General features: G+C 46.9%; 22 protein-coding genes and 2 pseudogenes. 9 read left to right on the top strand and 15 right to left on the bottom strand.

Annotated elements, in window-relative coordinates:
* Positions 1-3 precede the first annotated feature (3 nt).
* Positions 4-603, bottom strand: a complete 600-nt coding sequence (locus L3V45_RS04770; RefSeq protein WP_236837274.1) for a lysophospholipid acyltransferase family protein — start codon at positions 601-603, stop codon at positions 4-6.
* A gap of 238 nt (positions 604-841) precedes the next feature.
* Here L3V45_RS04770 and sigM point away from each other — a divergent pair, with 238 nt between their 5' ends.
* Genes sigM through L3V45_RS04755 form a run of 3 tightly spaced genes read left to right on the top strand, consistent with a single transcriptional unit; the run spans position 842 to position 2677 of the window.
* Positions 842-1333, top strand: coding sequence for an RNA polymerase sigma factor SigM (gene sigM, locus L3V45_RS04765; protein WP_003155312.1), 492 nt, complete (start codon positions 842-844; stop codon positions 1331-1333).
* On the top strand, positions 1323-2399 hold the full coding sequence (locus L3V45_RS04760) for an anti-sigma factor (protein ID WP_088005355.1): 1077 nt from the start codon (positions 1323-1325) through the stop codon (positions 2397-2399). The genes sigM and L3V45_RS04760 overlap by 11 nt, the downstream gene beginning before the upstream one ends.
* Entirely contained in the window at positions 2387-2677 is a 291-nt protein-coding gene (locus tag L3V45_RS04755; protein WP_003155315.1) for an anti-sigma-M factor, read from the top strand. The genes L3V45_RS04760 and L3V45_RS04755 overlap by 13 nt, the downstream gene beginning before the upstream one ends.
* Before the next feature lie 36 nt (positions 2678-2713).
* On the opposite strand, the gene L3V45_RS04750 is transcribed toward L3V45_RS04755, so the two are convergent.
* The 4 genes from L3V45_RS04750 to L3V45_RS04735 form a co-directional block, all read right to left on the bottom strand.
* Positions 2714-4069: a sodium-dependent transporter gene (locus tag L3V45_RS04750; protein WP_236837273.1), complete on the bottom strand. Its 1356-nt coding sequence runs from the start codon at positions 4067-4069 to the stop codon at positions 2714-2716.
* Positions 4070-4183: 114 nt separating this feature from the next.
* Entirely contained in the window at positions 4184-5587 is a 1404-nt protein-coding gene (locus L3V45_RS04745) for a branched-chain amino acid transporter BcaP (protein ID WP_014304702.1), read from the bottom strand.
* Between the two features lie 331 nt (positions 5588-5918).
* On the bottom strand, positions 5919-6788 hold the full coding sequence (locus L3V45_RS04740; protein WP_003155318.1) for an SDR family oxidoreductase: 870 nt from the start codon (positions 6786-6788) through the stop codon (positions 5919-5921).
* Positions 6789-6867: 79 nt separating this feature from the next.
* On the bottom strand, positions 6868-7971 hold the full coding sequence (locus tag L3V45_RS04735) for a citrate synthase/methylcitrate synthase (RefSeq protein ID WP_024085068.1): 1104 nt from the start codon (positions 7969-7971) through the stop codon (positions 6868-6870).
* 109 nt (positions 7972-8080) lie between these two features.
* Here L3V45_RS04735 and L3V45_RS04730 point away from each other — a divergent pair, with 109 nt between their 5' ends.
* Complete coding sequence (locus L3V45_RS04730; RefSeq protein WP_003155320.1) at positions 8081-8956, top strand: transcriptional regulator CitR; 876 nt, start codon at positions 8081-8083, stop codon at positions 8954-8956.
* Positions 8957-9024: 68 nt separating this feature from the next.
* On the opposite strand, the gene L3V45_RS04725 is transcribed toward L3V45_RS04730, so the two are convergent.
* The gene (locus tag L3V45_RS04725) at positions 9025-9849 is read right to left on the bottom strand and encodes a C40 family peptidase (protein ID WP_003155321.1); all 825 of its coding nucleotides are present in this window, start codon (positions 9847-9849) and stop codon (positions 9025-9027) included.
* A gap of 458 nt (positions 9850-10307) precedes the next feature.
* Between L3V45_RS04725 and L3V45_RS04720 the strand changes: the two genes are divergently transcribed.
* Complete coding sequence (locus L3V45_RS04720; RefSeq protein ID WP_003155322.1) at positions 10308-11687, top strand: alkaline phosphatase PhoA; 1380 nt, start codon at positions 10308-10310, stop codon at positions 11685-11687.
* Positions 11688-11724: 37 nt separating this feature from the next.
* Here L3V45_RS04720 and L3V45_RS04715 read toward each other — a convergent pair whose 3' ends face one another.
* The gene (locus L3V45_RS04715) at positions 11725-13131 is read right to left on the bottom strand and encodes a SpoVR family protein (RefSeq protein WP_015388494.1); all 1407 of its coding nucleotides are present in this window, start codon (positions 13129-13131) and stop codon (positions 11725-11727) included.
* A 169-nt stretch (positions 13132-13300) separates the two neighbouring features.
* On the opposite strand from L3V45_RS04715, the gene L3V45_RS04710 reads away from it, so the two are divergent.
* The 3 genes from L3V45_RS04710 to L3V45_RS04700 all read left to right on the top strand — a co-directional run bounded on the left by L3V45_RS04710 (position 13301) and on the right by L3V45_RS04700 (position 17014).
* Positions 13301-14815 (top strand): mechanosensitive ion channel, encoded by a 1515-nt coding sequence (locus L3V45_RS04710; RefSeq protein WP_003155326.1) that lies wholly within the window; start codon positions 13301-13303, stop codon positions 14813-14815.
* A 131-nt stretch (positions 14816-14946) separates the two neighbouring features.
* The gene (gene nsrR, locus L3V45_RS04705) at positions 14947-15381 is read left to right on the top strand and encodes a nitric oxide-sensing transcriptional repressor NsrR (RefSeq protein ID WP_003155328.1); all 435 of its coding nucleotides are present in this window, start codon (positions 14947-14949) and stop codon (positions 15379-15381) included.
* A gap of 178 nt (positions 15382-15559) precedes the next feature.
* On the top strand, positions 15560-17014 hold the full coding sequence (locus L3V45_RS04700; RefSeq protein ID WP_069448631.1) for a peptidoglycan endopeptidase LytF: 1455 nt from the start codon (positions 15560-15562) through the stop codon (positions 17012-17014).
* A gap of 42 nt (positions 17015-17056) precedes the next feature.
* On the opposite strand, the gene L3V45_RS04695 is transcribed toward L3V45_RS04700, so the two are convergent.
* Complete coding sequence (locus L3V45_RS04695) at positions 17057-17380, bottom strand: DUF3889 domain-containing protein (RefSeq protein ID WP_003155332.1); 324 nt, start codon at positions 17378-17380, stop codon at positions 17057-17059.
* A gap of 191 nt (positions 17381-17571) precedes the next feature.
* Between L3V45_RS04695 and L3V45_RS04690 the strand changes: the two genes are divergently transcribed.
* The gene (locus L3V45_RS04690) at positions 17572-17814 is read left to right on the top strand and encodes a YhdB family protein (protein ID WP_003155335.1); all 243 of its coding nucleotides are present in this window, start codon (positions 17572-17574) and stop codon (positions 17812-17814) included.
* A gap of 13 nt (positions 17815-17827) precedes the next feature.
* On the opposite strand, the gene L3V45_RS04685 is transcribed toward L3V45_RS04690, so the two are convergent.
* The 7 genes and pseudogenes from L3V45_RS04685 to L3V45_RS04655 all read right to left on the bottom strand — a co-directional run bounded on the left by L3V45_RS04685 (position 17828) and on the right by L3V45_RS04655 (position 25189).
* A complete protein-coding gene (locus L3V45_RS04685) occupies positions 17828-18352 on the bottom strand; it encodes an NADPH-dependent FMN reductase (protein WP_236837272.1) in 525 nt (174 codons plus the stop codon).
* Positions 18349-18648: pseudogene (locus tag L3V45_RS04680) on the bottom strand (response regulator transcription factor); the annotation flags it as partial. The gene L3V45_RS04685 and the pseudogene L3V45_RS04680, both read right to left, overlap by 4 nt.
* Positions 18617-19021, bottom strand: a pseudogene (locus tag L3V45_RS04675) (GAF domain-containing protein); the annotation flags it as partial. The pseudogenes L3V45_RS04675 and L3V45_RS04680, both read right to left, overlap by 32 nt.
* 145 nt (positions 19022-19166) lie before the next feature.
* Positions 19167-20909 (bottom strand): phospho-sugar mutase, encoded by a 1743-nt coding sequence (locus L3V45_RS04670; protein WP_063174155.1) that lies wholly within the window; start codon positions 20907-20909, stop codon positions 19167-19169.
* 139 nt (positions 20910-21048) lie between these two features.
* Entirely contained in the window at positions 21049-22716 is a 1668-nt protein-coding gene (gene glpD, locus L3V45_RS04665; protein ID WP_003155341.1) for a glycerol-3-phosphate dehydrogenase, read from the bottom strand.
* 138 nt (positions 22717-22854) lie between these two features.
* Positions 22855-24345 carry a glycerol kinase GlpK gene (glpK, locus tag L3V45_RS04660; protein WP_007610291.1) on the bottom strand — a complete coding sequence of 497 codons (1491 nt, stop codon included), beginning with the start codon at positions 24343-24345 and terminating at the stop codon, positions 22855-22857.
* A gap of 16 nt (positions 24346-24361) precedes the next feature.
* Positions 24362-25189 (bottom strand): MIP/aquaporin family protein, encoded by an 828-nt coding sequence (locus L3V45_RS04655; RefSeq protein ID WP_236837271.1) that lies wholly within the window; start codon positions 25187-25189, stop codon positions 24362-24364.
* Positions 25190-25232: the final 43 nt, after the last annotated feature.

Below are 25232 nucleotides of genomic sequence, written 5' to 3'. Positions count from 1 at the left end.
CATTTACAGTTGTTCAAGTTTTTTCTCAAGCTCTTTAATTCTGGCATTCAGCTCTTCTGTCATGGCCGCAAGCCTCTCCTTCGGCGCAAGATCGGAAAAGTCCTCCAAAAAAATCGGCTCGCCGATGATAAGCCGCATTTTTCCCTTTTTAAACAGCGCTTTTCCCGTAGACGGCCCTTTATATGCGGCCGGAACGAGCGGCGCTTTCCCCATTTGGGCGATGGTCACGGCCCCTCTTTTCAGCGGGACGTCTTCAGAAGTTCTCGTGCCGCTCGGAAAAATCCCGACAATCTTCCCTTCCTTCAGAAGCTTAATCGGCATTTTAATGCTGCTCGGACCCGGATTTTCACGATCAACCGGAAACGCGTGAATCTTCTTTAAAAAACTTCCGATCCACTTTTTCTGAAACAGCTCTTTTTTCGCCATATAATGAATCTGATGGGGCAATATCCCGACACCGAGCGTGAGGACGTCCACCCAGCCCGCATGCGTGCACGCGATAACGAATCCTTTATCAGACGGAAGATTCTCTTTATTGTATACTTTGACTCCTCCGCGCAGAGAAAGAATGAATTTGATGGCATTTGCACAAAACTTATACATAACGCACTTCCTTTGTTGTAATGATCAAAAGTGTTCTCTCTCTATTATAACAATATTTTTTATTACCTGGTACTAATAAATATATTTTTCCTCCGCCGATCTCTATCTTTTATGACGGATTTTGGGTACTATAGAGAAATGGTGTTTGATGAGGTGAAAATGAATTTAAGCCGTTTGCATGGAACGTGCAACTTTAAACCTTTCTTATGCGTGTATAACATAGAGGGGAGAAAAGGCAGTGACGATCGATGAAATTTACCAAATGTATATGAATGATGTTTACCGGTTCCTGCTCTCCATGACAAAAGACAAGCATCTCGCTGAAGATTTGCTGCAGGAAACCTTTATGAGGGCATACATACACATTCACTCCTACGACCACAGCAAAGTAAAGCCATGGCTTTTTCAAGTGGCGAGAAATGCGTTTATAGATTATGTCAGAAAACATAAAAAGGAAGTGACCATTTCCGATGACTTAATTGGGAGCCTTTTTCAGACGGCTGTTCAAAGCCCGGCTCATCAGATTGAAATCAAGGAAGTGCTGACAGGGTATATGTCCGAACTTCCCGACAATTATCGGGAGGCCTTAACACTGTATTATTTAAAAGAACTGAATTACAAAGAAGCATCCCATATTATGAATATTTCAGAGGCTAATTTTAAAAGTGTTTTATTTCGTGCCAGACAGCGGCTGAAAGCACTTTATAATAGAGGTGTTAATGATGAATGAAGAATTTAAAAAGCGTTTTTACCAATACAAAAATGGAGAAATGAGCGACCGGGAAATGGCCGCCTTTGAAGAAGAGCTGGAAAAGCTTGAAGTCTATCAGGAGTTGATTGAAAGCGAAATGCAGGACGACCGGGAATGGGACGTCGGCATCAGCCCGGAAAAACAGAAGGCCATTTTGTCATACGGAAAACGCAAATCGTATTTGCGGATTTCAGTTCTCGCCGTCATCTCCACCTTGATGATTTTGCCGCTTTGCACTTTGGGAAGCTACCTCTATTACGGTTTGGGAGGAAAAGAAAGCACCGGCAATCAATTAATGGAAACCGCAGCCGTGACGGTGGCGACCACCATGCCGAACGTACTCGTCGATACCTCCGGACTGAAAAGCCAGGTGAAGCTGTTTGGGATGAATACAGAGTTTCCGCTGCAAAAGCAGATCGGCACAAAAACGAAATCCGTCGGCGGAGAACGGATTGAAATGTTTTTAGATACGGTCAAATCGCCTGCCGTTAACTACTATGATCTAGACGCGGCACAGGCAAAGCATTATTTTGCCCATCCTTCCGGCTTAAAGGAACGCACGATTGACAAAGCCGGACAGACATTAAAAAAATTGCCTGAAGGAAGCGTGGCGGAGGTCTATCTTTCTTATGACCGGGCCTATCCTTCTTCTCAAGTATATTCTACTTTTAAAAAATACGATGTGAAGTTTTTATGGAACGCGGTCGAAACGGAGAAAAATCTGAAAGACAGTCCTTATGCCGAGCCGTTAGGATTTCCCGGGAAAGATTCCAAGATGGTGTCCTCTTTCGAAACGCAAGGACAGACAGACCGTGAACAATTTATCAATGCCCTTGAATTTATGTCCCGCCATAAAAAATGGGCGCATGCAATATCGAAACGCAAAGACATGAATCTTGGCAGCCGAATCGACTATGTTGAACATCACGGAATGAACGTATACGGCTCTGTCGTGACGGGGCCGACAAAAGAAATCGAACGTCTGCTGAAAAACAAAACAGTAAAAGCAGCAAACATCGGTGAGGTGGAATTATGGAATTGGTAAGAATTTTTAAAGAGCATAATGTTTTCGGCTGGATATCAGTCGGTACCGCGATTTTGTCGCTGCTGCTTTTGAACGTGGCAATCATCAGCAATGTGACTTTCTATTCTTATCAGATGCTGCCGTTTGCGATGGCCGCCGTGCCGTTCGGCATCATTGAGCTGTTTATTAAAAAAGGACGGACGGGCCCGGGACTGCTCGGTGTCATCCTCAACCTTTTCGTCATTGTTTGTGTATATACGATCGTTGCCGTTGATACGAATCTGCAATTCGGTTTTTAAACATAAAAACAGGCCCTTTTACGGGGGCCTGTTTTTTTAAAATGAAAGAACGCCGATTAAATGCAGCAATACGACGATGATAGCCAGCGGCACGAGGTATTTCAGAAGGAAATACCACACCTGAAAGAAACGATAGCCGATGGCGGAACCGCTTTTCATCTCGGCGAGCAGCTCCCGCTTCGGTATTTTCAGCGGGATGAAGATTGATATTAATAAAGCGCCGAGCGGAATCAGCACATTGCTCACTGTGAAATCCGCTAGATCAAAAAACGTTTTTCCGAACAAATGAACATCACCGAGCACACCGTATGATAAACACGACGGAATTCCGACTAAGAAAATGAGCAGACCGCTTGTCCACGACAGCTTCTTCCTTTTCGTTTCATCACCTTTCCCGACAGTCGCTACGATAATTTCCACCATCGAAAAGGCCGAAGTCAGCGCGGCAAAGAAAAAGACCGCCAGAAAGCTGATAAAAAACAGCGAGCCGAACGGCAGCCGGTCAAACACAGCCGGCAGTACGGTAAACAGCAGTGTAGGCCCTTCATCCGGTTTAAATCCGAACGAAAAAACCGCCGGAAAAATGGCCAGTCCCGCAAACAGCGTGACGAGCACATTCATCACAACAATGGAACCTGCCGATCCCGGAAGGTTTTGGGTTTTCGGCAGATACGAACTGTATGTCACCATGACCGAAACGCCGAGCGTTAATGTAAAGAACGCCTGTCCTAAAGCATATAGGATGGATTCCGGCGTCAAATCTTCAAAGTGCGGAACCAATAAAAATCTAATCCCCTCAACGGCATGATCGAGCGTGACTGATCGCAGCACAAGCAATAGAAACAGCACGAATAAAACCGGCATCAGCACCGCACTGACACGTTCAATCCCTTTCTGCACGCCTTTTGCGACGACCGCCACTGTCAAGATCATAAATACAAGCTGCGCGGCGAGAGTCTGGATCGGATTTTCAATGACCGTCCCGAACACCGTTCCGTACTGCTCCTGAGTGAGCCCGGATAAAGAACCCGTAACAGCTTTTAACACATAAAGCAAAATCCACCCGCCGACAACACTGTAAAAAGACAAAACTAAAAAACAGGCCGCCACACCCACATAACCCGTGAGGTGCCATACCGACTTCGGCGCGGCTTGTTTGTAGGCATCAATCGCATTTGTCTGGCTCCGTCTTCCGAAAATAAATTCACCGAGCAAAAGCGGATAGCCTAAAAGCACGGTAAAGAGGACGAATACAAGAAAAAAAGCGCCTCCTCCGTTCGTACCCGCTACGTAAGGGAACTTCCAAATGGCTCCCAGGCCGATCGCCGAACCGGCAGCGGCCATAATAAATCCTATTTTTGAGGCCCATTGAACCCTTTTTTGGTCAGACACGACTTTCCACTTCCCTTCCGCCCTATATTATCCCTTATTCACTGCGATAACTTAAGCCCATTTCAATATGTTTCATTATTCCGAAAAATAAAAAGGAGCGGCGGGTGCCGCTCCTTACAAATCCCCGTTTAATTTCGAATGCTTTCTCGAATATAAGAAATAAATCACCAGACCGATGATCAGCCAGATAAAGAAACGGAATATGGTGGTGGCGCCAAGGTTAATAATCAAAAATACGCAGAACAGAATGGACAATATCGGAATAAAGGGAACCCCCGGACATTTAAAAGCTCTCGGCAGATCAGGCTGTTTCTTTCTCAATACGATAACCGCCACTGAAATCAGGACAAACGCGGCAAGCGTGCCGATGTTCACCAGCTTCGCCAGCTCATCAAGCGGGACGAGCGAGCCGAGTAATGCCGACAGGATGCCGAACACCCATGTCACCACGTGCGGCGTTTTATGCTTCGGATGGACTTTTGAAAGCGCCCCCGGCACCAAACCGTCACGGGACATGGCAAACATCACCCTCGTCTGGCCGTACAGCATGACGAGCATCACCGTTGTCATTCCCAACACTGCGCCGATATCAATAATCCCGGCCACCCAATTCTGTCCGGCCATCTGCAGGACGAGAGACACGGGATGGTCAACGCCTTCAAAGCGGGCAAACGGAACGACGCCCGTCATAATCGCCGATACGGTCACATACAGCACGGTGCAGACGATTAATGAAAAGATAATTCCTTTCGGCAGATCCTTCGCCGGATTTTTCGTTTCTTCAGCGGCGGAAGAGACGGCGTCAAAACCGATAAAAGAGAAGAAAACGAGCGCCGCGGCACTGAAAACACCGCCGAACCCCATCGGTATAAACGGCTGCCAGTTATGAGGTTTGACATATACGGCCGCAACGGCGATAAACAATAGAACAACCAGAACCTTCAAAATGACCATAATATTATTGACCCGCTTCGATTCCTTAATGCCTAAGTAGAGGAGGAATGTAATCGCAAGCACGATAACAAATGCGGGGAGATTAAAGAATGTGACCGTGCCTTTAATGGATCCCGGCGCGGCCGTTAATGCAGTCGGAAGATGAATGCCGAAGCCCGCCAAGAATGATTGAAAATAGCCGGACCAGCCGACCGAAACCGCGCTGACGGCGAGCATATATTCCAAGATTAAATCCCATCCGATGATAAATGCGAGAAGTTCACCCAGTGTCGCATAAGTAAACGTGTAGACGGAACCGGAAACCGGGACGCTTGAAGCAAATTCGGCATATGACAAAGCCGCAAATAAACACGCAAGAGCGGCGATGACAAATGAAACGGTCAGCCCCGGCCCCGCCGTGACAGCACCTGTTCCGGTTAATACAAAAATTCCCGTTCCGATGATGGCCCCTATCCCCAGAAGGGTCAAATCAAAGGCCCCTAACTCTCTTTTCAGCGACTTTTCCCCGCCCGTTGCGGCAAGCAGGTCCTGAATGCTTTTCTTTCTGAATATGCTCCCCTTCATCTGCTTCACTCCTTGTAAATCAATATATGTTAGAATATTCAGATAACAATAGCAATAATGACTAAATTCTTATTTTTCGCATGAAATGTTTCAGCACATCATTCCTTTCTCCTACATCATATTATAGCGAAAAATATAAAAATGAAAATAACTTTTTTTGAAAATTCTATATATTATTTCAGTTTTCATAAAACAGAAATCAGCGGATTCTCCGCTATGAAATATTAACATTAGTAATTCAGCTGGCGGCTTCTATTTTTTAAAAATCGTATTCATATGTAATCAAATAAAAATCCCGCCCTTTTTAAAAGCGCGGGATAAAACTTGCGTATTATGTTGAAATAAACCTGCCTCCATTTACGTGAATGGTCTGCCCAGTCATATAGGAAGATTCGTCTGAAGCCAGAAGCACATAAGCTCCTGCGTGTTCCGCAGGCTGTCCCGGTCTTCCCATCGGAGTGTCCAGACCGTGCTTTTCCACCTTTTCTTCAGTAAACGTTGCCGGAATCAGGGCGGTCCAGATCGGCCCGGGTGCCACCGCATTTACTCTGATCCCCTGATCGGCCAATGACATCGCCATTGAACGCGTAAAGGAAACGATGCCGCCTTTCGTGCACGAATAGTCGATCAATGATGTGTCTCCCTGATAAGCGGTAATCGACGTTGTATTAATGATGGCGCTCCCTCTTTTGAGATGAGGCAGCACGGCTTTTGTCATATGAAACATGGAAAACATGTTTGTACGGAATGTCTTCTCCAGCTGTTCAGCCGTAATATCAAGAATCCCGTTTTGCGGATGCTGCTCAGCCGCATTATTAACGAGAATATCTATTTTTCCGTAGTGATCTAAGACTTGCCGGACCGCCTTCTGACAATGCGCCTCATCACCGACGTCTCCCGGAATTAACAGGCAATCGGCCTGGTATTCTCTCGCACGCTTTTTCGTTCTCTCGGCATCGGCATGTTCGTCTAGGTACAGGATGGCAAGATCCGCCCCTTCCTTCGCGTAAGCGATCGCAGCCGCTGCGCCGATGCCGCTGTCTCCGCCCGTAATAACGGCGACTTTTCCTTTTAATCTGCCCGACCCTTTTACATCCGGATCCTCCAAGAGCGGTTTTGGCTCCATGTCTGACTCAATGCCGGGCTGGCGGTTTTGCACCTGCGGCTTTTGTCCTTCCGTCTGTCTGTCTATCGGATTCATATTCTCACACTCCTGCAATTGGTATTACTGAGACGATACCACGCAGTGCGGGGAGTTAAACGGACAAATATGCCGGTAATTAAAGCTGCTGAGCCGTTTCGGGAAAAGCGCCGGTGTATTTCGCAGACGGTCTGTAAATCATGTTGTCAGCGGACTGTTCAAGCACATGTGCGCACCAGCCTGCCATTCTGCTTGCTGAAAAGGTCGGCGTAAATAAATCATTGTCGACATCAATGGCCTGCATCACAGCCGCTGCGTAAAACTCCACATTCGTATACAGCTTCCGTCCGGGCTTATATTGCTCTAACAAGCGGATGGCTTCCTTCTCCACATAAAGCGCCAAGTCAAGCGACGGATCATTTCCCGCCACTTCTTCAGCCTTTATGCGCAGCGCTTCCGCCCGCGGGTCTTTTGTTTTGTACACCCTGTGCCCGAAGCCCATCAGGCGTTCTCCCCTCATAAGCTTCGCTGTCAAATACGCTTCTGCATTTTCTTTTTCCCCGATGTCTTCAAGCATTTTCGTGACGCCTGAAGGCGCGCCTCCGTGCAGCGGCCCTTTCATCGTACCCAGTGCGGCAGTGACGGCAGACACTAAGTCCGATTCAGTCGAAACCGTGACTCTCGCTGAAAAAGTCGATGCATTCATCCCGTGTTCCATCGCCAGAATCATATACGTCTCAAGCGCTTTCTTTTGGGCTGCGGACGGCTGCCTGCCTGTCAGCATATACAAATAGTTTTCAACGTGTCCGTATCGCGCCTCGGGTGACAGCGCTTCCTGCCCTTGTTTACGGCGGTATCTGTACGCAATAATCGTCGGTGTGACGGCAATCAGTTTAATCGCTTCTTCCGGCTTGGGCGGATATGTAAATGAATCTGTGCCCAAACCTGAAACAGCCGTTCTCAGCACCGCCATGTCGTCCATTTCATCCGGAAGCGTTTCCAGTAAGCCGATCAAATGTTTCGGAAGCCCGCGCTCGGCTGCAAGTTCTTCCTGAAACGCAAGCAATTGCCGCTCATCAGGAAGCGCCCCGTTCAAAATGAGATACGCCGCTTCTTCAAAACTGAATTGCAATGCGATATCCTTCGCGTCATAGCCGCGATATATTAAATGCCCCTTTTCTCCGTCAATGTGGCTGATCGCCGTTTCTGCACAAGTAATCCCTTTCAATCCACGATAAATCAATTTCATTCCCCCTTATCCTCTTTCTGTTATTATAGTAAATATAATATTTAAAAAATAATGAATATTTTTAAGGGAATTAATTAAAACTTTTAATCAGAGGAGTGCATCTATGGATTTTAAATGGCTTCACACCTTCGTCACCGCGGCAAAATACGAGAATTTCAGAAAAACGGCGGAAACGCTTTTTTTATCTCAGCCGACCGTCACCGTTCATATAAAATTATTAGAGAAAGAAATCAGCTGCAAGCTGTTTCAGCGGAGCGGCCGGAAAATACAATTGACGGAAGAAGGAAAAGCATACGTGCCGTTTGCCATGAGACTTTTGGAAGACTATGAAAACAGCATGGCGGAGCTGCACAGGGTGCGCCAGGGCTACTCGCACACGCTGACACTCGCTGTTTCGCCGCTTATCGCCGACACCGTTCTCCCGTCTGTCATGAAGCGTTATACAGAGGACAATAAAGAAACCGAAATGACGGTCACCATTTTCGAATCGGAAGAAATCGCCTCTCAAATCAGAAACGGCTCAGCCGATATCGGACTGAGCTGCTTAAAGGTGCAATCATCTTCCCTCACTTGCCTCCCCCTGTACAATGACCCCGTTGTCCTCGTCGCGCCACCCGGCCGAAAACCCGGGACAGGGAAGGCGGATGAAGTGAAAGACCTGTTCGGACAATATCTGCTTTTGACCCATAACCATCCTGACTATTGGGATGATTTGCTCCGCCAGGTCAGAATACAGTTCCCTTTCGTCAGGACAATGAAGGTGACACAGACGCATATTACGAAACGATTTATTAAAGAGGGGCTGGGCGTCTCATTTCTGCCGCTGTCAGCGGTACGGTCCGAACTCGCCGCAGGCAGCATGATTGAAATTCCGTGCGAATTCGCCCAGATGCCGAGCGCGGGCGCGTACGCCATCGCCCTCTATGAAAATGAAAAAAAGAAAACCTTTTTAGATTTTTTATCACATTTTCATTTTTAGGTGAAACAAATGGAGCTCTGCCCCGTCTAAATAAAAAACCCGTTCGGATGAACGGGTTTCTCTCACTGCTAGAATCTTTTCGCGCCCAGGTAGCGCGGTTTCCAGTAGCTGTTATTCAGATCACTTGTTGTGACGCCGTCAGAACCGGCATGGATGAACTTGTTGTTTCCGATGTATACACCCATGTGTGAAGGACCGGCTTGATATGTTGTAAAGAAGACGAAGTCTCCTCTTGACGGGCTGGATACGCTCTTCATTGAGCTCCAGTATCCCGCAGTGCTTGTTCTGCCGACACTCGTCTGTTTGTTTAACAGGTACCAGATAAATCCGCTGCAGTCAAAGCCGGAAGTCGTTGTTCCGCCCCATACATACGGCGTGCCGATTAAAGATTGCGCATCAGAAACCAGCTTGTTTACATTCAGGCTCGTCTGTGCAATATTATGGCTGGATGAAGGCTTCTTTGATGACGAAGATCCTGAAGACGCTGAACCGGAAGTTGATCCTTTTACTTTAAGCACTTGTCCGATGCGGATCAGGTCCGTTTTTAAACCGTTTAAACTTTTTAATTGGTTTACCGTCATTTTATATTTATTCGCAATTTTCCAAAGGCTGTCGCCTTTTACGACTTTATATGTAGACGATGATGACTTGCTGCCCGAATTTGAACCTGAAGATGATTTACCGTTGATCGAAAGCGTCTGACCGATGTAAATGATATCCGATTTTAATTTGTTCTCAGATTTAATGGAATTAATTGACGTTCCATACCGATTTGAAAGTCCCCATAATGTATCGCCTTTTTTTACCTTAATCGTTTGCGCAGACGCCGCGCCCGCAAACAAAGTCGTCCCCAAAACCACTGCCGTTGTTGCTGTAACAAGTTGCTTTTTCATATTTTCCTCCCTGAATGATTCTATCTATTTTATGTGTCTCTTTTTTAAAGTTTTTATCTGTTTCCTATTATAAGGTTCAATTTCCACTAGAAATAGACTTGACTTCCCGTGACAAATTTCTTACTAATTCGTTTTTGAAAAAAGTTTTTAAGGGTATTAAATATTTCAATTTGATTTCAAACGTGACGAAAAACGAGTCAATTTGTCATGTTTTTTTCCTGTGATCCTCGTATTTTGGAAAAACAAAGCAGTTTACTTTCCAAATAACTCCTTGTTAAAAAAATCCTCGTCTTTTTCAAAAAAGTGAATGGTTTTCACTCTTTCTTGAAAACATAAGTTACACCGGAATTTACATTTCTAACAATGTTTCACCTGAAATTTACAGGAGGAACAGGCGCTCTTTACAAACACCCCCTACCATTAGACATGCAGACACGATTAAAGGAGGACGAGTGAGAATGAGTCTATTTAAACAGGTTCGATCAAAACTTCTGCCGGCGGCAGCCGTATCCGTGCTGACAGCCGGTCTGATTGCGGGCGCGGGGTTTCAGCACTCTGAACAGGCTGCGGCAAAAAAACAGCCTGACAAAAACGAGATCAGAAACGTCATCTTCATGGTCGGCGACGGAATGGGCGCACCCTATATGAACGCCTACCGTTCGGTCATTAACAAAGGAAAGCCTTCGGATGGTATGAAACTGACGGCATTCGACCCCAATCTCGCCGGTATGATGATGACTTATCCTGACGATCCTGATTCCAATATTACCGATTCCGCGGCGGCTGGCACGGCAATGGCCACGGGCGTGAAAACGTATAACGCGGCGATCGGAGTCGATAAAAAAGGAAAGCGGGTCAAATCCGTCCTCGAAGAAGCGAAACAAAGAGGGAAATCCACCGGACTTGTCGCAACTTCGGAGATTGCCCACGCCACCCCTGCGGCATTCGGAGCCCATAACAAATCCCGAAAGAACATGGATGAGATCGCAAGCAGCTACTTTGATGACCGCATCAACGGAAAACAAAAAGTCGATGTGCTCCTCGGAGGCGGCAAATCAAACTTTATCCGTAAAGACCGCAATGTAACAAAGGATTTCAAAAAAGCGGGATACAGCTACGTGACATCAAAACAGGAGCTGAAAAAGGACCGTAACAAGAAGATTCTCGGCCTGTTTGCCGATGGCGGACTCGACAAAGCAATCGACCGGTCAAACGCTGTCCCTTCATTAGAAGACATGACAACGGCGGCGATCGACAGGCTGAACAAAAATAAAAAAGGGTTCTTCTTAATGGTCGAAGGAAGCCAAATAGACTGGGCGGGACATGACAATGATATAGTCGGCGCAATGAGTGAAATGAAGGATTTTGAAAAAGCGTATAAAGCAGCGATCGCATTTGCCAAAAAGGACAAACATACGCTTGTCGTTGCCACGGCTGATCATACCACCGGCGGATTGACGATCGGCGCGAATGACGATAAAAACTGGCATGTTGAACCGATTCTTGCCGCCAAAAAAACCCCGGCATTTATGGCTGACCAAATCAAAGCGGGCAAATCCGTATCTTCCGTGCTTGCGCGTTATACAGACCTGAAATGGTCAAAAGCGGAAATTAAACAGATCGAAACGGCCGCAAAACAGGATGCTGACAAGAGCGTCTACAAAGCGATCATTAAGCTTTTTAATGCGAAAACAAACAGCGGCTGGACAACCGGCGATCATACGGGCGAAGAAGTTCCCGTTTACGCATACGGTCCGGGAAGAGAGTCATTTACGGGGCTTTTAAACAACACGGACCAGGCCAAAAAGATCTTTCACATCCTGAAACACGGAAAATAAAAAAGGATGCGGGGATTTCCCCGCATCCTTTCTTCTTTTACAGATATCTCCGGTGCACTCCTTTGCCGTCATACGAAAACATCACTTCTCTGTCTTCAAGAACAGATTCGATGTGCACGCTCCTGCCCCACAGCTGGTGCAGATACGGCAGCACTTTCTCCAAATATTTCAGATCAAGCTCAATTCCCTCATACCAGTGTTTAATATAAAGCTCATTATTCTTCAGGTAATCCCCGTCATTGACGGTCAGATAAGGAAATCCCCCGTTGACCCGCATGTTCACGAGCTGGTCGCGCACGGCCTTCCATTCTTTGTCGATCACTTTATAGTCCCTGCCCTGCTTTTGGAATAAATACAAATCCTCACGCATCACGAGATCTTTCGTCAAATAATTGCGGATAAATGATATATCCGATTCAATTTCCCTGACCTCAAACATTTTCTCGCGTCCGGAACCGGGCTTTACTCCTGTTTTTTTCATTTCATCTGTCGGGTTGTCATAACGCTCTTCGATGTCTTCAAAAATTTTCAGCCCTAAATAATACGGGTTGATTCCCGTTTTTGACGGCTGAACGACGCCTGCGTTCAGCTTCGCAAATTCGATGGCTTCATCTGAAGTCAGGTCAAGCTCGCGGATAATCCGCTGATGCCAATAGGATGCCCAGCCTTCGTTCATGATTTTCGTTTCCAGCTGAGGCCAGAAATACAGCATTTCTTCTCTCATCATGGTTAAAATGTCACGCTGCCACGGTTCAAGCTCCCGCGAATGTTCCTCGATAAACAGCAGAATATCTTTTTCCGGACGGGGCGGAAACGGTTTTTTCCCTTTTTTCTTTTTCACCTGTTTCGGCTTATCCATTCCCCATAAATCATCGTAAGGCGATGGCGCGGTTTCTTCTTCGTCCTCCTCTTCGTCATCGACGCTCCACAGCAGCTTCGGCCTGACGAGCGACGGATCGATATGTTCCTGAATCGCCAGAATGGCATCTAAAAAGGACTCCACCTCTTTTATCCCGTGAATTCTTTCATAATGCTTAATCCGCTCCGCCGCAGCCGCCATACTCTCAACCATGTCCCGGTTCGTATTTTGAAAGCGGCAGTTATTTTTGAAAAAATCACAATGGGCAAGAACATGGGCTACAATTAATTTATTTTGGATCAGCGAATTGCTGTCCAGCAAAAAAGCGTAGCAAGGGTTGGAATTAATGACAAGTTCATAAATTTTGCTCAAACCGAGATCATAATGGAGTTTCATCTTATGAAATTGTTTGCCGAAACTCCAGTGGCTGAATCTCGTCGGCATGCCGTACGCGCCGAATGTATAAATAATTTCAGCCGGGCAAATTTCATATCTCATCGGGTAGAAATCAAGGCCGAAACCCTTTGCAATGTCGGTTATTTCCTCAATTGCCCGCTGTAAACCTTTTGTCTCCTCCGCGTTCAAGCGAATCCCCCCTACTTGGACTTATTTATAATGTATGACCCCTCCTCTCAAAAGATGAAATAACAGACCGGTTTCCGACTGAAAACTTTCGGCACATCCGCCCTGTTTGCTTTATATGTAAGTGGGTAAAACACACACCATACCCCAAAAAGAAAAGGAGCGATTCTACTTGAATACAGCAGACATGCTTACGACGTATCTCAGCAAACTCCCGAATCTGATCATTGCACTGCTCGTCCTGCTTATCGGCTGGGGCATTGCCAAAATCATTGAAAAAGCCGTATACAAAGGCCTGCAAAAAACAAAAATCGACGACAGGCTGTTCGCCGAAAAAAAGCCGGCGCGCTATTCCTCAGAAAAAGTCATCAGTAAAGTCATTTATTTTATCGCATTAATCATCGTTTTTATTCTATTCTTTAACATTCTGCATCTGACAACCGTGGCTTCGCCTTTTGTCAGCATGCTGTCGGCGATAACGGCGGCTGTGCCGAGCGTTTTAAAAGCCGGCTTGATTCTGCTCGTGGGCTGGGCGGCCGCTTCGCTTTTCAGCTATCTCGTCAAAAAAGCGGGCATGAAACTCGCTGAAAACGGCCGGCTCAGAAAATGGACAATGGTGTCTGAAGAAGCGGAGATGAGCAGATCCGTTACGGCCGCTTCACGAATCGTTTTTTACTTCGTCTTGCTCTTGTTCCTGCCCGGCGTCTTGTCCGCTCTCCAGATCAGCGGAGTGTCAGGGCCGTTTACAAATATGATTCAAAGCGTTTTGTCCTTTATACCGAAATTATTCGCCGCGGCGCTGATTGTTTTAATCGGCTGGCTTGTTGCCCGTCTCGTCCGTGATATCGTCACAAACTTTCTGGCGAGTATCGGAACGGAAAGGCTCGCCGCACGTATGGGGCTTTCTATTTATCTGAAGGATACGAGCCTGTCGGCAATCATCGGAACGATTGTCTACGTGCTGATTTTCATTCCGGTGATCATCTCTGCGCTTGACCGGCTTGATGTGGCGGGTATTTCTGAACCGGCGTCAGCCATGCTGCACACGGTCTTCACAATGCTCCCTAATATCATCATCGGTATTGTGCTGATCATCGCCGGCATCTGGGTCGGAAAATGGGTCAGCAGCATTGTATCCGGGCTCCTGCACCGGGCCGGTTTCGACTCTCTTCTCGGTAAAATGGGCTTTGAACAGGCGGGCACCCCGAAGCTGACGCTTTCTCAGACGGTCGGCATGATTGTTCAGATCATCATCGTCCTGCTCTTTACGGCAGAGGCGCTGCAGCTTGTTCATCTCGAATTTCTCGTCGTTATCGCAACCGGTATTATCGCTTACCTGCCTAATGTTCTGGCCGCTGTATTTATTCTCGGAATCGGACTTTTGGCCGGACAGCTTGTCAGCAGGCTGCTTGCCGGCATGCTGAGCGGAAAGGAATTCAGATTCCTGGCGCCGCTTGCGAAATATACCATTATCACTCTCTCAATCTTTATGGCGCTGGATCAGCTCGGTGTCGCCGACACGATCGTAAATGCCGCGTTTATTCTGATTCTGGGCGGTTTCGCGCTTGCCTTCGGACTTTCATTCGGTCTTGGCGGAAAAGAATTTGCCTCCCGTTATCTCGCAAAATTGGATCGCAAAATTGAAAAACATCAATCGGCTGACGATCGTAAGCCGCCGATGTCTTAACGAAAAAAACGTGTGCTCAGAAGGAGCGCACGTTTTTTTTGAGTTAAGGGGGCAAATTCCTTTTTTTTCATTTTAGATTCATATATGATAGACTGTAACAGAAGCAAAATCTCTTTTTTCGAGGTCATTCTATGAAATTAACGAACTATACCGATTACTCTTTACGCGTTTTGATTTTTTTGGCTTCCAGACATTCCGACGAACTTTCCAACATAAAAGAAATCGCAGATACTTATTCCATCTCTAAAAACCACCTCATGAAAGTCATTTACCGTCTCGGCCAGCTCGGATATGTCGAAACGATCCGGGGCCGGGGAGGCGGAATTCGATTAGGAATGACACCGGAAGACATAAACATTGGAGAAGTCGTTCGACATACAGAAGACGACTTTAACATCGTAGAATGCTTTGACTCCAAAAAAAATCTCTGTATCATATCTCCCGCCTGCAACTTAAAGAACCTTCTGAATGAAGCCCTGCAAGCTTACCTGGCCGTTTTAGACAAATATACGTTAAGGGATCTGGTCAAAAACAAAGAGGAGATTATGAGACTGCTCAGAAGCTGAAGGAATGTCCGCATTCCTTCTTTTTTTATGCCGGCATAAGAAAAAAGGACTATTTCTATTAATATGATAAACGATTGCAGACAAGTGCCGATATAAAGATTATCATTACTGATATCCTCACCTTGCGGCTGCAACGAATGGGGATAGAAAAATTATCGCAGGAAAAGGGAGATTCACTATGAAAAAAAAGGTAGCGGTCGGTTTGACTGCATCTGCGATCGTCGGGTCTGCGTTAGCTGTAACACCGGCAGAAGCACAAACGATTAAGGTCAAAAGCGGAGATTCATTATGGAAGCTTGCCCAAAACTACAATACAAGCGTGGATGCCATTACATCAGCGAATCATCTAAAATCCACCGTTCTTTCTATCGGGCAGACGCTCAACATTCCTAACGGCAAATCAGATTCCGGCAGCAAAAAGCCATCTTCAAAGAACAGCGGCACGACTAAAAGCGTCTATACAGTGAAAAGCGGAGACTCGCTGTGGCTGATCGCATCTGATTTTAAAATGTCCGTACAGGAACTGAAAAAATTGAACGGTCTGACAAGCGACTTAATCCGCGCCGGACAGAAGCTGCAAGTGACGGGGAAAGTTTCCTCAAGCACCGATCAGAAAAAAACCGCTCCTGGCAGCAGCTCAAACAGCAGCAAAAAGCAGTCATCATCTTCCGGGACCTATAAAGTCAAACTCGGCGATTCACTATGGAAAATCGCAAACAGCGTCAATATGACCATTGCGGAACTCAAAGTATTAAATAACTTAAAAACGGATACGATCTACGTAAACCAAGTCCTGAAAACAAAAGGAACGTCTTCTTCGGGAAACACGCCGTCAAAAGACAATTCAAACCAAAATCAACACCAGACGCAAACGTCCTCCTATACAGTAAAAAGCGGAGACTCACTCTGGAAAATCGCAAACGCATACAATATGACGGTTCAGCAAATCAGAAGCATCAACAAACTGACGTCAGACATGCTGCGGGTCGGACAAGTGCTGAAGCTGACCAAAACGTCTTCTTCCGGCTCTTCGTCTTCACCGTCAGCTCCGAACCAGTCCGGAAATACAGGGAAAACCACTACATATACCGTGAAAAGCGGGGATTCTTTATGGGTGATCGCCCAAAAGTTCAATGTGACAGCCCAGCAGATCCGCGAGAAAAACAATCTGAAAACAGATGTTCTTCAAATCGGACAGAAACTGACGATTACCGGGCAGCAGACAAACACGACACCGAATCAGTCCGGCAGCACAGGCGGCACAGGTTCAACAAGCGCAAAGATTAATGTAATGATCGATGCCGCAAAAGCTCAGCTGGGCGTACCGTATGTATGGGGCGGGACGACGCCGAGAGGCTTTGACTGCAGCGGTTTCATTTATTACGTTCTCAATAAGGTCACTTCTGTATCCAGACTTTCAGCCGCAGGCTACTGGAATACGATGACATCAGTCAGCCAACCGGCGGTCGGTGACTTTGTCTTTTTCTCAACCTATAAAGCCGGACCTTCCCACGTCGGTATTTATCTCGGGAACGGCCAGTTTATTAATGCCAACGATTCGGGAGTCGTTATTTCCAGCATGAACAATTCCTATTGGAAACAGCGCTACCTCGGCGCAAAACGTTTCTTCTGATACCTGATAAGCTGTACGGCCGCATAAGGCTGTGCAGCTTTTTTACAGTCTGAAAATATTGATGCTGATCACGTGTTTTGTTACGGGATGGAAATACACTTCAGCACGGGATGAAAACGTTTCTTTTGCGGTTTGCACCGTTACGCGAAACACGTCTTTCGTCTGTTCCCTGTTCACTTTTGTACGGCCCATGTACGAATAATCGGTAAGCTCGGCCCCTTTGTATTCACGTTCAAGCTGGTTCCATGCGAGCTGTTCCCATTTTTCAACTGACGGATCGAGGTGTTCTGTATGCCCTTTTTCAGCGATAGAGGCAATGAGAATGCCGCAAAACAAGAGGGCAAGCGCAAATGGAAGGGATTTCATCTTTATGTTCTCCTGAGTCGTTTTTTGTCAATCTTAGCGTGTCCAAAGAAGAGACGGATATGCGGTTTTATTTTATGTCTCCCTCATATTGCTATGCCGCAGTGATAAGGACACCAAGTTTTCCCCCGTTGCATCCGGGCTTCGGCGGCATAAACTAACGGAGAACTTCTCATTGAAAGGAGAAGCGTAAGATGGATCATGCCGATTATGATAAAGCCTTGTATTACACACACCGGTCTCAATGGGACAATTTATTAATTTTGATGGTTCGTACAAAAGATGATTTATTATCAAAGCGTATTGAGCACTTTCTGCACGCGTATCATTTCGAATATGATCATGCCGTGCTTGAAAAAGAGCTGTATTCCCTTCTCGGGTATATTGATCATGCGACAGAGCTCGCTTATGAAGATCAATTAGCCATGCTGACATAAAACAATCCCGGCGTCAGACGCCGGGATTTCTTGTGTTTGTGAACATATTCAGCTCTTCGATCATGTCTTTCAGGCTGACCGCCATATCCTCAGATACGGTCCGGCGCTCCATGTCCATGTGAATCGGGTCTAAGACCAGCTGTTTCGGGATGACATTTGCATAGACGCCCCGCATGACCGTCCGCATATTCGCCAGCGCGTTCATGCCTCCTTTTCCTCCGCCCGCCGCGGCAATGACGGCCACCGGTTTGTATGCCCAGTGATCGCTGCTTAAAAAATCGATGGCGTTTTTTAAAGCGCCGCTCATGCCGCTGTGATACTCAGGAGATAATAAGACGACGGCCGCTGACTTTTTCACCTGCCGCCTTAACTTTTGCACTGAAGGCAGCTCGTTCTGTTCTTCTTCACCGTTATAAAGCGGCAGTTCACTTTCGCTCAAATCAATAAAATCGGTATGAAACCGATCTCTGATATAAGAAGCGGCAATTCTCGTCCGCCCGTTTTTTCTCGGTGTGCCGCTGATCACTAATATGCTCATGATTTTACCGCCTTTCCCAAAACATTATATTTTACCGCATACAATGCCGCCTGCGTCCGATCGGAAAGATTCAGCTTTGACAGCAGGTTGGACACGTGGGTCTTCACTGTTTTTTCTGAAATAAACAGGGCCGCCGCAATTTCCTTATTGCTTTTTCCTTTGGCTATTTCTTGAAGAACATCTTTTTCACGGGGGGTCAGCTGATAATATTTTTCCTTATCCTGATCATCATGAACCATATGGGTCAGCACGTGAGGCACAATATCCGAACTTCCGGCCGCCGTCCTCAAGCGGTACGGTCGCATGATGGGTAATGCCCTCCGTATCGCGGCAGTTCGTCGTCTGTTCCGCAAATTCAATCCGTTTGCAATTCATTATGTTTACGGCCTTTGTCAATCCGCCATTGCTGAATTTGGTCAGACAATAGCATTCCCCGCTGCACATGAGTGCATTTTCCCGCTGACCGAGAGCCGGCGGTAAATAAGCGGATGCGGCGAGCGTATAAGACCCGTCCGGCTCAATCAGAAAAATCCACCCTGTCTGCAGCCCGGTCAGGCTGAGCAGTTCGCGGAGCACTTTATCAAGCGCTTCCTTTAAATCGTGGTTTTGGTTTAAGGTTTCCGCAATCGCTTTTAACGTTTTTAACGTTTCTACCGTCGTTTTCGTCAATTTCTCTCACTCCGGCCAATCAGAATTATCCATATTATATCAATTCTTTTCTGTATATTCCTTTGTTTTCAGCATGAATTTTCCTCATACTTTCGGATGAGGCGTATAAAAAAACCGCCGGATGTCGCTTCCGGCGGTTTGTTGTTTATTTCGTTTTTTCCACTATGCCATCCACCGTTTTCATGACGGCTTCAGATAATGCGGCAAGACGCTGTTCGCTGTCTTGTAAAGAAGTCCCCTTCACGGCGAAATAGAACTTCACTTTCGGCTCCGTTCCTGATGGACGAAGGCAGAACCAAGAGCCGTCTTCAAGGAAATATTTCAGGACATTTGACTTCGGCAGATCAATATCTTCTTCAAGATGATCGGCAAATACAGTCCGTTTTCCCGTTGAATAGTCTTCAGCCTGCGTGATTTGTTTTCCGGCCATCTGCTTCGGCGGATCGTTTCGGAATGAAGTCAGGATAGCGGAAATCTGCTCTGCTCCCTGTTTTCCTTTTAATGTCAATGACTTCAGGCCTTCACGGTAATATCCGTATTCTTTAAAAATGGACAGCAGCGCGTCATAAAGCGACATGCCCTGCTTTTTATAAAAGGCGCATACCTCAACGGCTAACAGCGCAGCCTGGATCGCGTCTTTGTCACGCGCGAAATCGCCGATTAAGTAGCCGTAGCTTTCTTCATACCCGAACTGGAACGTGTATTGGCCTGATTTTTCATATTCTTTGATCTTTTCTCCGATAAATTTGAAGCCTGTCAGCGTGTCAACCGTATCTAATCCGAACGATGAAGCGACGGCGCGGCCCAATTCGCTCGTGACAATCGTTTTCATGACGACACCGTTTTCAGGAAGGGTGCCCTGTTTTTTCTTCTCGGAAAGCAGGTAATGCAATAAAAGCGCGCCTGTCTGGTTTCCCGTCAGCACTGTGTACTTGCCTTCGCTGTTTTTTACGGCAATGCCGAGACGGTCGGCATCCGGGTCCGTAGCGACAAGAATATCGGCATTTTGTTCTTCTCCGAGCTTAATGGCATATTCGAATGCCGCGTGCTCTTCCGGATTCGGCGATTTGACGGTTGAAAAATCCGGGTCCGGCAGCTCTTGCTCCTTTACGACGGTGACGTTTTTGTAACCGAGTGCTTCAAGACCGCGGCGCACCGGTTTATTTGCCGTGCCGTGAAGCGGAGTGAACACGACGCTGACATCCACTTCATCCGAAAGCTCGGGATGTACGGAGATGGAAGTCAGTTTTTCAGTATACGGTTTATCAATTTCTTCACCGATTATTTTAATCAAACCTTTTTCTTTCAGCGACTGTTCATCTTCAACTTGAATCGTTAATTCATTTTCTATGGCATTCACTTCCGCAATGACGATGTCCGCTTCTTTCGGCGGCAGCTGTGCGCCGTCATCGCCATACACTTTATATCCGTTATATTCAGGCGGGTTATGGCTGGCCGTCACGACGATGCCGGCATAAGCGTTCAGCTTTCTCACCGCAAAAGACAGCTCAGGCGTCGGGCGGAGCTCATCAAATACGTATGTTTGAATGCCTTGGGAAGCAAGGGTTTTTGCAGCTTCCATCGCAAACTCAGGAGATTTATGACGGGAGTCGTATGCGATCGCAACCCCTCTTTTTTTCGCGTCTTCCCCCTGTTTCGCGATATACGCCGCAAGTCCGGCGGATGCTTTGCGGACCGTGTAAATGTTCATTCTGTTCGTACCCGGCCCGATTTCTCCTCTCATGCCTCCTGTTCCGAACTCAAGATTTTTGTAGAAAAAATCTTCCAGCAGCTGCTCGTTTCCTTCTGCGTCCGCCAATAATTTTTTCAATTCTGAATCTAATTGTTCGGCCTGATTCCAGCGTTCGTAACTCTTACTCCAACTCATGTTCGTCCTCCTATAATTTCAGCTTATGACCATATTTTAATATGAAGCGGCTGCCCGTGTCACTTGATAACTTAACCAAATGCTTTATGTAAAAAGATAAAAGAAGGGCTCATGCCTTTTCGGCACAGCCCTCCGGTTATTATTGTTCGAGCGGAACAACCGCGTCGTGCAGCAGCGTATTTAACCACTCAGTGTGTTTTTCTTTCGTTTCGTCATTCCATTGGAATCGGTCGCTCATGTAATCAATCACGGCCGTTTTATACGTTTGCACCCATTTGATGTCGAAGAACAGTCTTCCCGTTCTGCGGACGAAGAAATCGGCAGGTGTCGCAGCCATTTCTTCTTCGATGCTGTAAGCTGCTTCAGCCAAAATGTGAACCGGAATCTGGCGTTTTTCCGCTTCGTCTTTCAGTCCTTCAATCCGGCTGAATACATTTTCAACGTTAGAGCCGTATCTGATGGCTAACTGCTTAGCGGTTTCCTGTGATAAACCGATTTTCAAGCCGTCTTTTGTCTTTGCTTCCACAAATGACTCGAAGTTTTTAGAGCCGCCGACATGTCCGCCGGAAATCGGCATCGTCTTCGTCTTGCAGCCGCCGAAGTCCTGGCCGCCCTCTTCTTTCAAGCGGTCGCGGACAAGATCGACAATGTGCTCAGCCATTTTACGGTAGCCCGTCAGTTTTCCTCCGGCGATCGTAATCAGGCCTGATTGAGATGTCCAGATTTCATCTTTACGGGAGATCTCAGACGGGTCTTTCCCTTCTTCGTGAATAAGCGGTCTGAGGCCGGCCCAGCTTGATTCAATATCGTCCGCCGTAATGTTCAGTTCCGGGAACATATAATTGATGGAGCTGACGACATAATCGCGATCCTGCACCGTCATGCGCGGGTGCTCAAGTTTTTGTTTGTAAACCGTATCGGTCGTACCCACGTATGTTTTTCCTTCACGCGGAATGGCGAACACCATCCGGCCGTCCGGCGTATCAAAGTACACCGCCTGTTTAAGCGGGAATACGGATTGGTCGAATACGAGATGGACCCCTTTTGTGTGCTGGAGATGTTTTCCGCTTTTGCTGTGGTCTTTTTCTCTCAGCTCGTCGACCCACGGACCTGTCGCATTGACGATTTTTTTGGCGTACACTTTGTATTCCTTGCCTGACAGCAGATCTTCAATTAAAACGCCGACAACTTTTCCTTTTTCATAAAGCAGTTCTTTCACTTTAGAATAGTTGACAGGCTCAGCACCGAATTTAACGGCTTCTTTCATGACTTCAATCGTCAGTCTCGCATCGTCCGTCCGGTACTCTACATAATAGCCTCCGCCTTTTAAGCCGTCTTTTTTGACGAGCGGCTCTTTTTGCAGCGTTTCTTTAGCAGACAGCATGCTTCTGCGCTCTGATTTTTTTACTCCCGCTAAATAGTCATACACACGCAGGCCGATTGAAGTAGAGAATGAACCGAACGTGCCGCCTTTATGAAACGGCAGCAGCATCCATTCCGGCGTCGTGACGTGCGGGCCGTTTTCGTACACGATGGCGCGTTCCTTACCGACTTCAGCCACCATTTTGACTTCAAATTGCTTCAGATAACGCAAACCGCCGTGGACAAGCTTTGTGGATCGGCTTGATGTGCCGGCCGCGAAATCCTGCATTTCGCTCAAAGCGACTTTCATTCCCCTTGAAGCAGCGTCAAGCGCCGTACCGGCACCCGTAATACCTCCGCCTATAATAAACAGATCGTATGTTTTTTTAGTCATGTCTTCCAGCATATGATCCCGTTCCAAACTTGAAAATTGGTGATTCATCATTACGCTTCCTCCTTGTTGTCACGGTATAGAAAAAGAGACCACAACAGCCAAAGCGCATGTCATCACTTTGGTGCTGTGGTCTCTCCTCATCTCAGGACCGTTCCTATTAACTTGTTTTCAGTATACCATAATTTTATCTTATTTAAAAGCCATAGCTGCATTTACTGCTTTTTTCCATCCGCCGTACAATTCATCGCGTTTTTCATCTTCCATTTCCGGTTTGAATTGCTTATCAAGGTTCCACTGATCGGCGATTTCAGTGCTGTCCTTCCAGTAGCCGACAGCGATTCCGGCTAAATATGCGGCACCGAGCGCAGTCGTTTCATTAATTTCCGGACGTTCGACCGGCACATCAAGCAAGTCGCTCTGGAACTGCATGAGGAAGTTATTTTTTACCGCTCCGCCGTCTACACGCAATGTTTTTAAAGAGATGCCTGAATCAGCCTCCATGGCATCAAGCACATCTTTCGCCTGATATGCGAGAGATTCAAGCGTGGCACGGATAAAATGCTCCTTCGTCGTTCCGCGTGTCAGGCCGAAAACTGAGCCGCGCACGTCACTGTCCCAGTACGGTGTGCCCAATCCGACGAAAGCGGGCACGACATAAACACCGTCAGCGGAATCCACACGCTCTGCGTATGTCTCGCTTTCTTTCGAATCCTGAAACATCCGCATGCCGTCTCTCAGCCATTGGATGGCAGAACCTGCGACAAAGATGCTTCCTTCCAGGGCATACTCGACTTTTCCGTCTAATCCCCAGGCGATTGTCGTCAGAAGGCCGTGATCAGAAGTGATGGCTTTTTCTCCGGTATTCATCAGCATAAAGCAGCCTGTGCCGTATGTGTTTTTCCCCATGCCTTCTTCAAAGCACGCCTGACCGAACAGCGCAGACTGCTGGTCTCCGGCCGCTCCCGCAATCGGAATATTTTTACCGAAGAAATGATAATCAACCGTTTTCGCGTACACATGAGAAGACGGTTTCACTTCCGGCAGCATGGATTTCGGCACGCCTAAAATATCAAGCAGCTCGTCATCCCATTTTAATTCATGAATATTAAACATCAGCGTTCTTGAAGCGTTGGAATAATCCGTTACGTGCGCCGCGCCTCCGGACATTTTCCAGATGAGCCATGAATCAATCGTTCCGAACAGAAGATTTCCGTTTTCCGCTTTTTCCCGCGCGCCTTCTACATTGTCAAGAATCCATTTGACTTTCGTTCCTGAGAAATAAGGGTCGATCAAAAGTCCCGTTTTTTCTCTGAATGTATCATTATATCCTTTTTCACGAAGCTCTTCGCAAATGCCGGATGTTTGTCTCGATTGCCACACAATCGCATTGTATACCGGCTTTCCGGTATCTTTATCCCATACGACCGTCGTTTCCCTTTGGTTCGTGATGCCGATGCCGGCAATTTGATCAGCGCTGATTCCGGACTCGGAAATCACAGTCGCGATAACGGCGAGCACCGATCCCCAGATTTCGTTCGCATTGTGCTCCACCCAGCCCGGCTGAGGGAAATGCTGTGTGAATTCCTTTTGAGCGGAATGCACGATTTTTCCTTCTTTATTAAAAAGAATCGCTCTTGAACTTGTTGTGCCTTGGTCAATTGATAAAATATAGGTCTCCATGATGCCGCTCTCCTTTTTAAATATATTCAGAATTTGATAATGTTTTCCGTGATTGAGATTTCTTGGTATAAATATAGAGTATGAAAAGCACTACAACCATTATAACGCTTACAAACCAAAAGCTAAGTGTCACATTTCCTTTAAACGCGGCATTGTAAAATACGCCGCCGAACGCACCGCCCATGATCGGACCGATTACGGGAATCCAGGCATATTTCCAATTTGACGGCCCTTTTTTCGGGATCGGCAGAAAGGCGTGAGCGATTCTCGGCCCCAAATCCCGCGCAGGGTTGATCGCATATCCGGTCGTCCCTCCAAGAGAAATCCCGATGGCAACGATGAGGAATCCGACAATCAGCGGGTTCAGCCCTTTTGTAAATTCATTCGCTCCGATTGCCAAAATGCCGAGCACAAGCACAAACGTACCAATGACTTCACTTATCATATTCCCAAATGTATGAGGAATACTCGGGCCGGTCGAGAAAACGCCCAGTTTAGCGGCCGGATCATCCGTCGCCTTCCAATGCGGCAGATAATGAAGGTACACAACAACCGCACCGATCATTGCTCCGATCATCTGTCCCGCAATATAAACAGGGACGTCTTTCCAAGGAAAGCTGCCTTCAAGCGCAAGGCCTATCGTTAAAGCCGGATTCAAGTGAGCGCCGCTGATGCTGCCGACGGCATATGCCGCCATGGCTACTCCCAATCCCCAGCCGAATACAATAACAATCCATCCGGATTGGTATGAAAGCGATTTCTTTAAGTTGACTCCCGCACAAACGCCGCCGCCGAAAATAACAAGCAGCATTGTACCGATTACTTCTCCCCAAAATGCTGTCATCATCATTCCTCCTAAATGACAAAATAGCAGGTTTGACAGAGTT

Source organism: Bacillus sp. R45, assembly GCF_021729365.1.
Taxonomy (GTDB): domain Bacteria; phylum Bacillota; class Bacilli; order Bacillales; family Bacillaceae; genus Bacillus; species Bacillus velezensis.
Note: the sequence above shows the minus strand (reverse complement) of the source record. Positions and strands in the feature narration are given on the sequence as shown.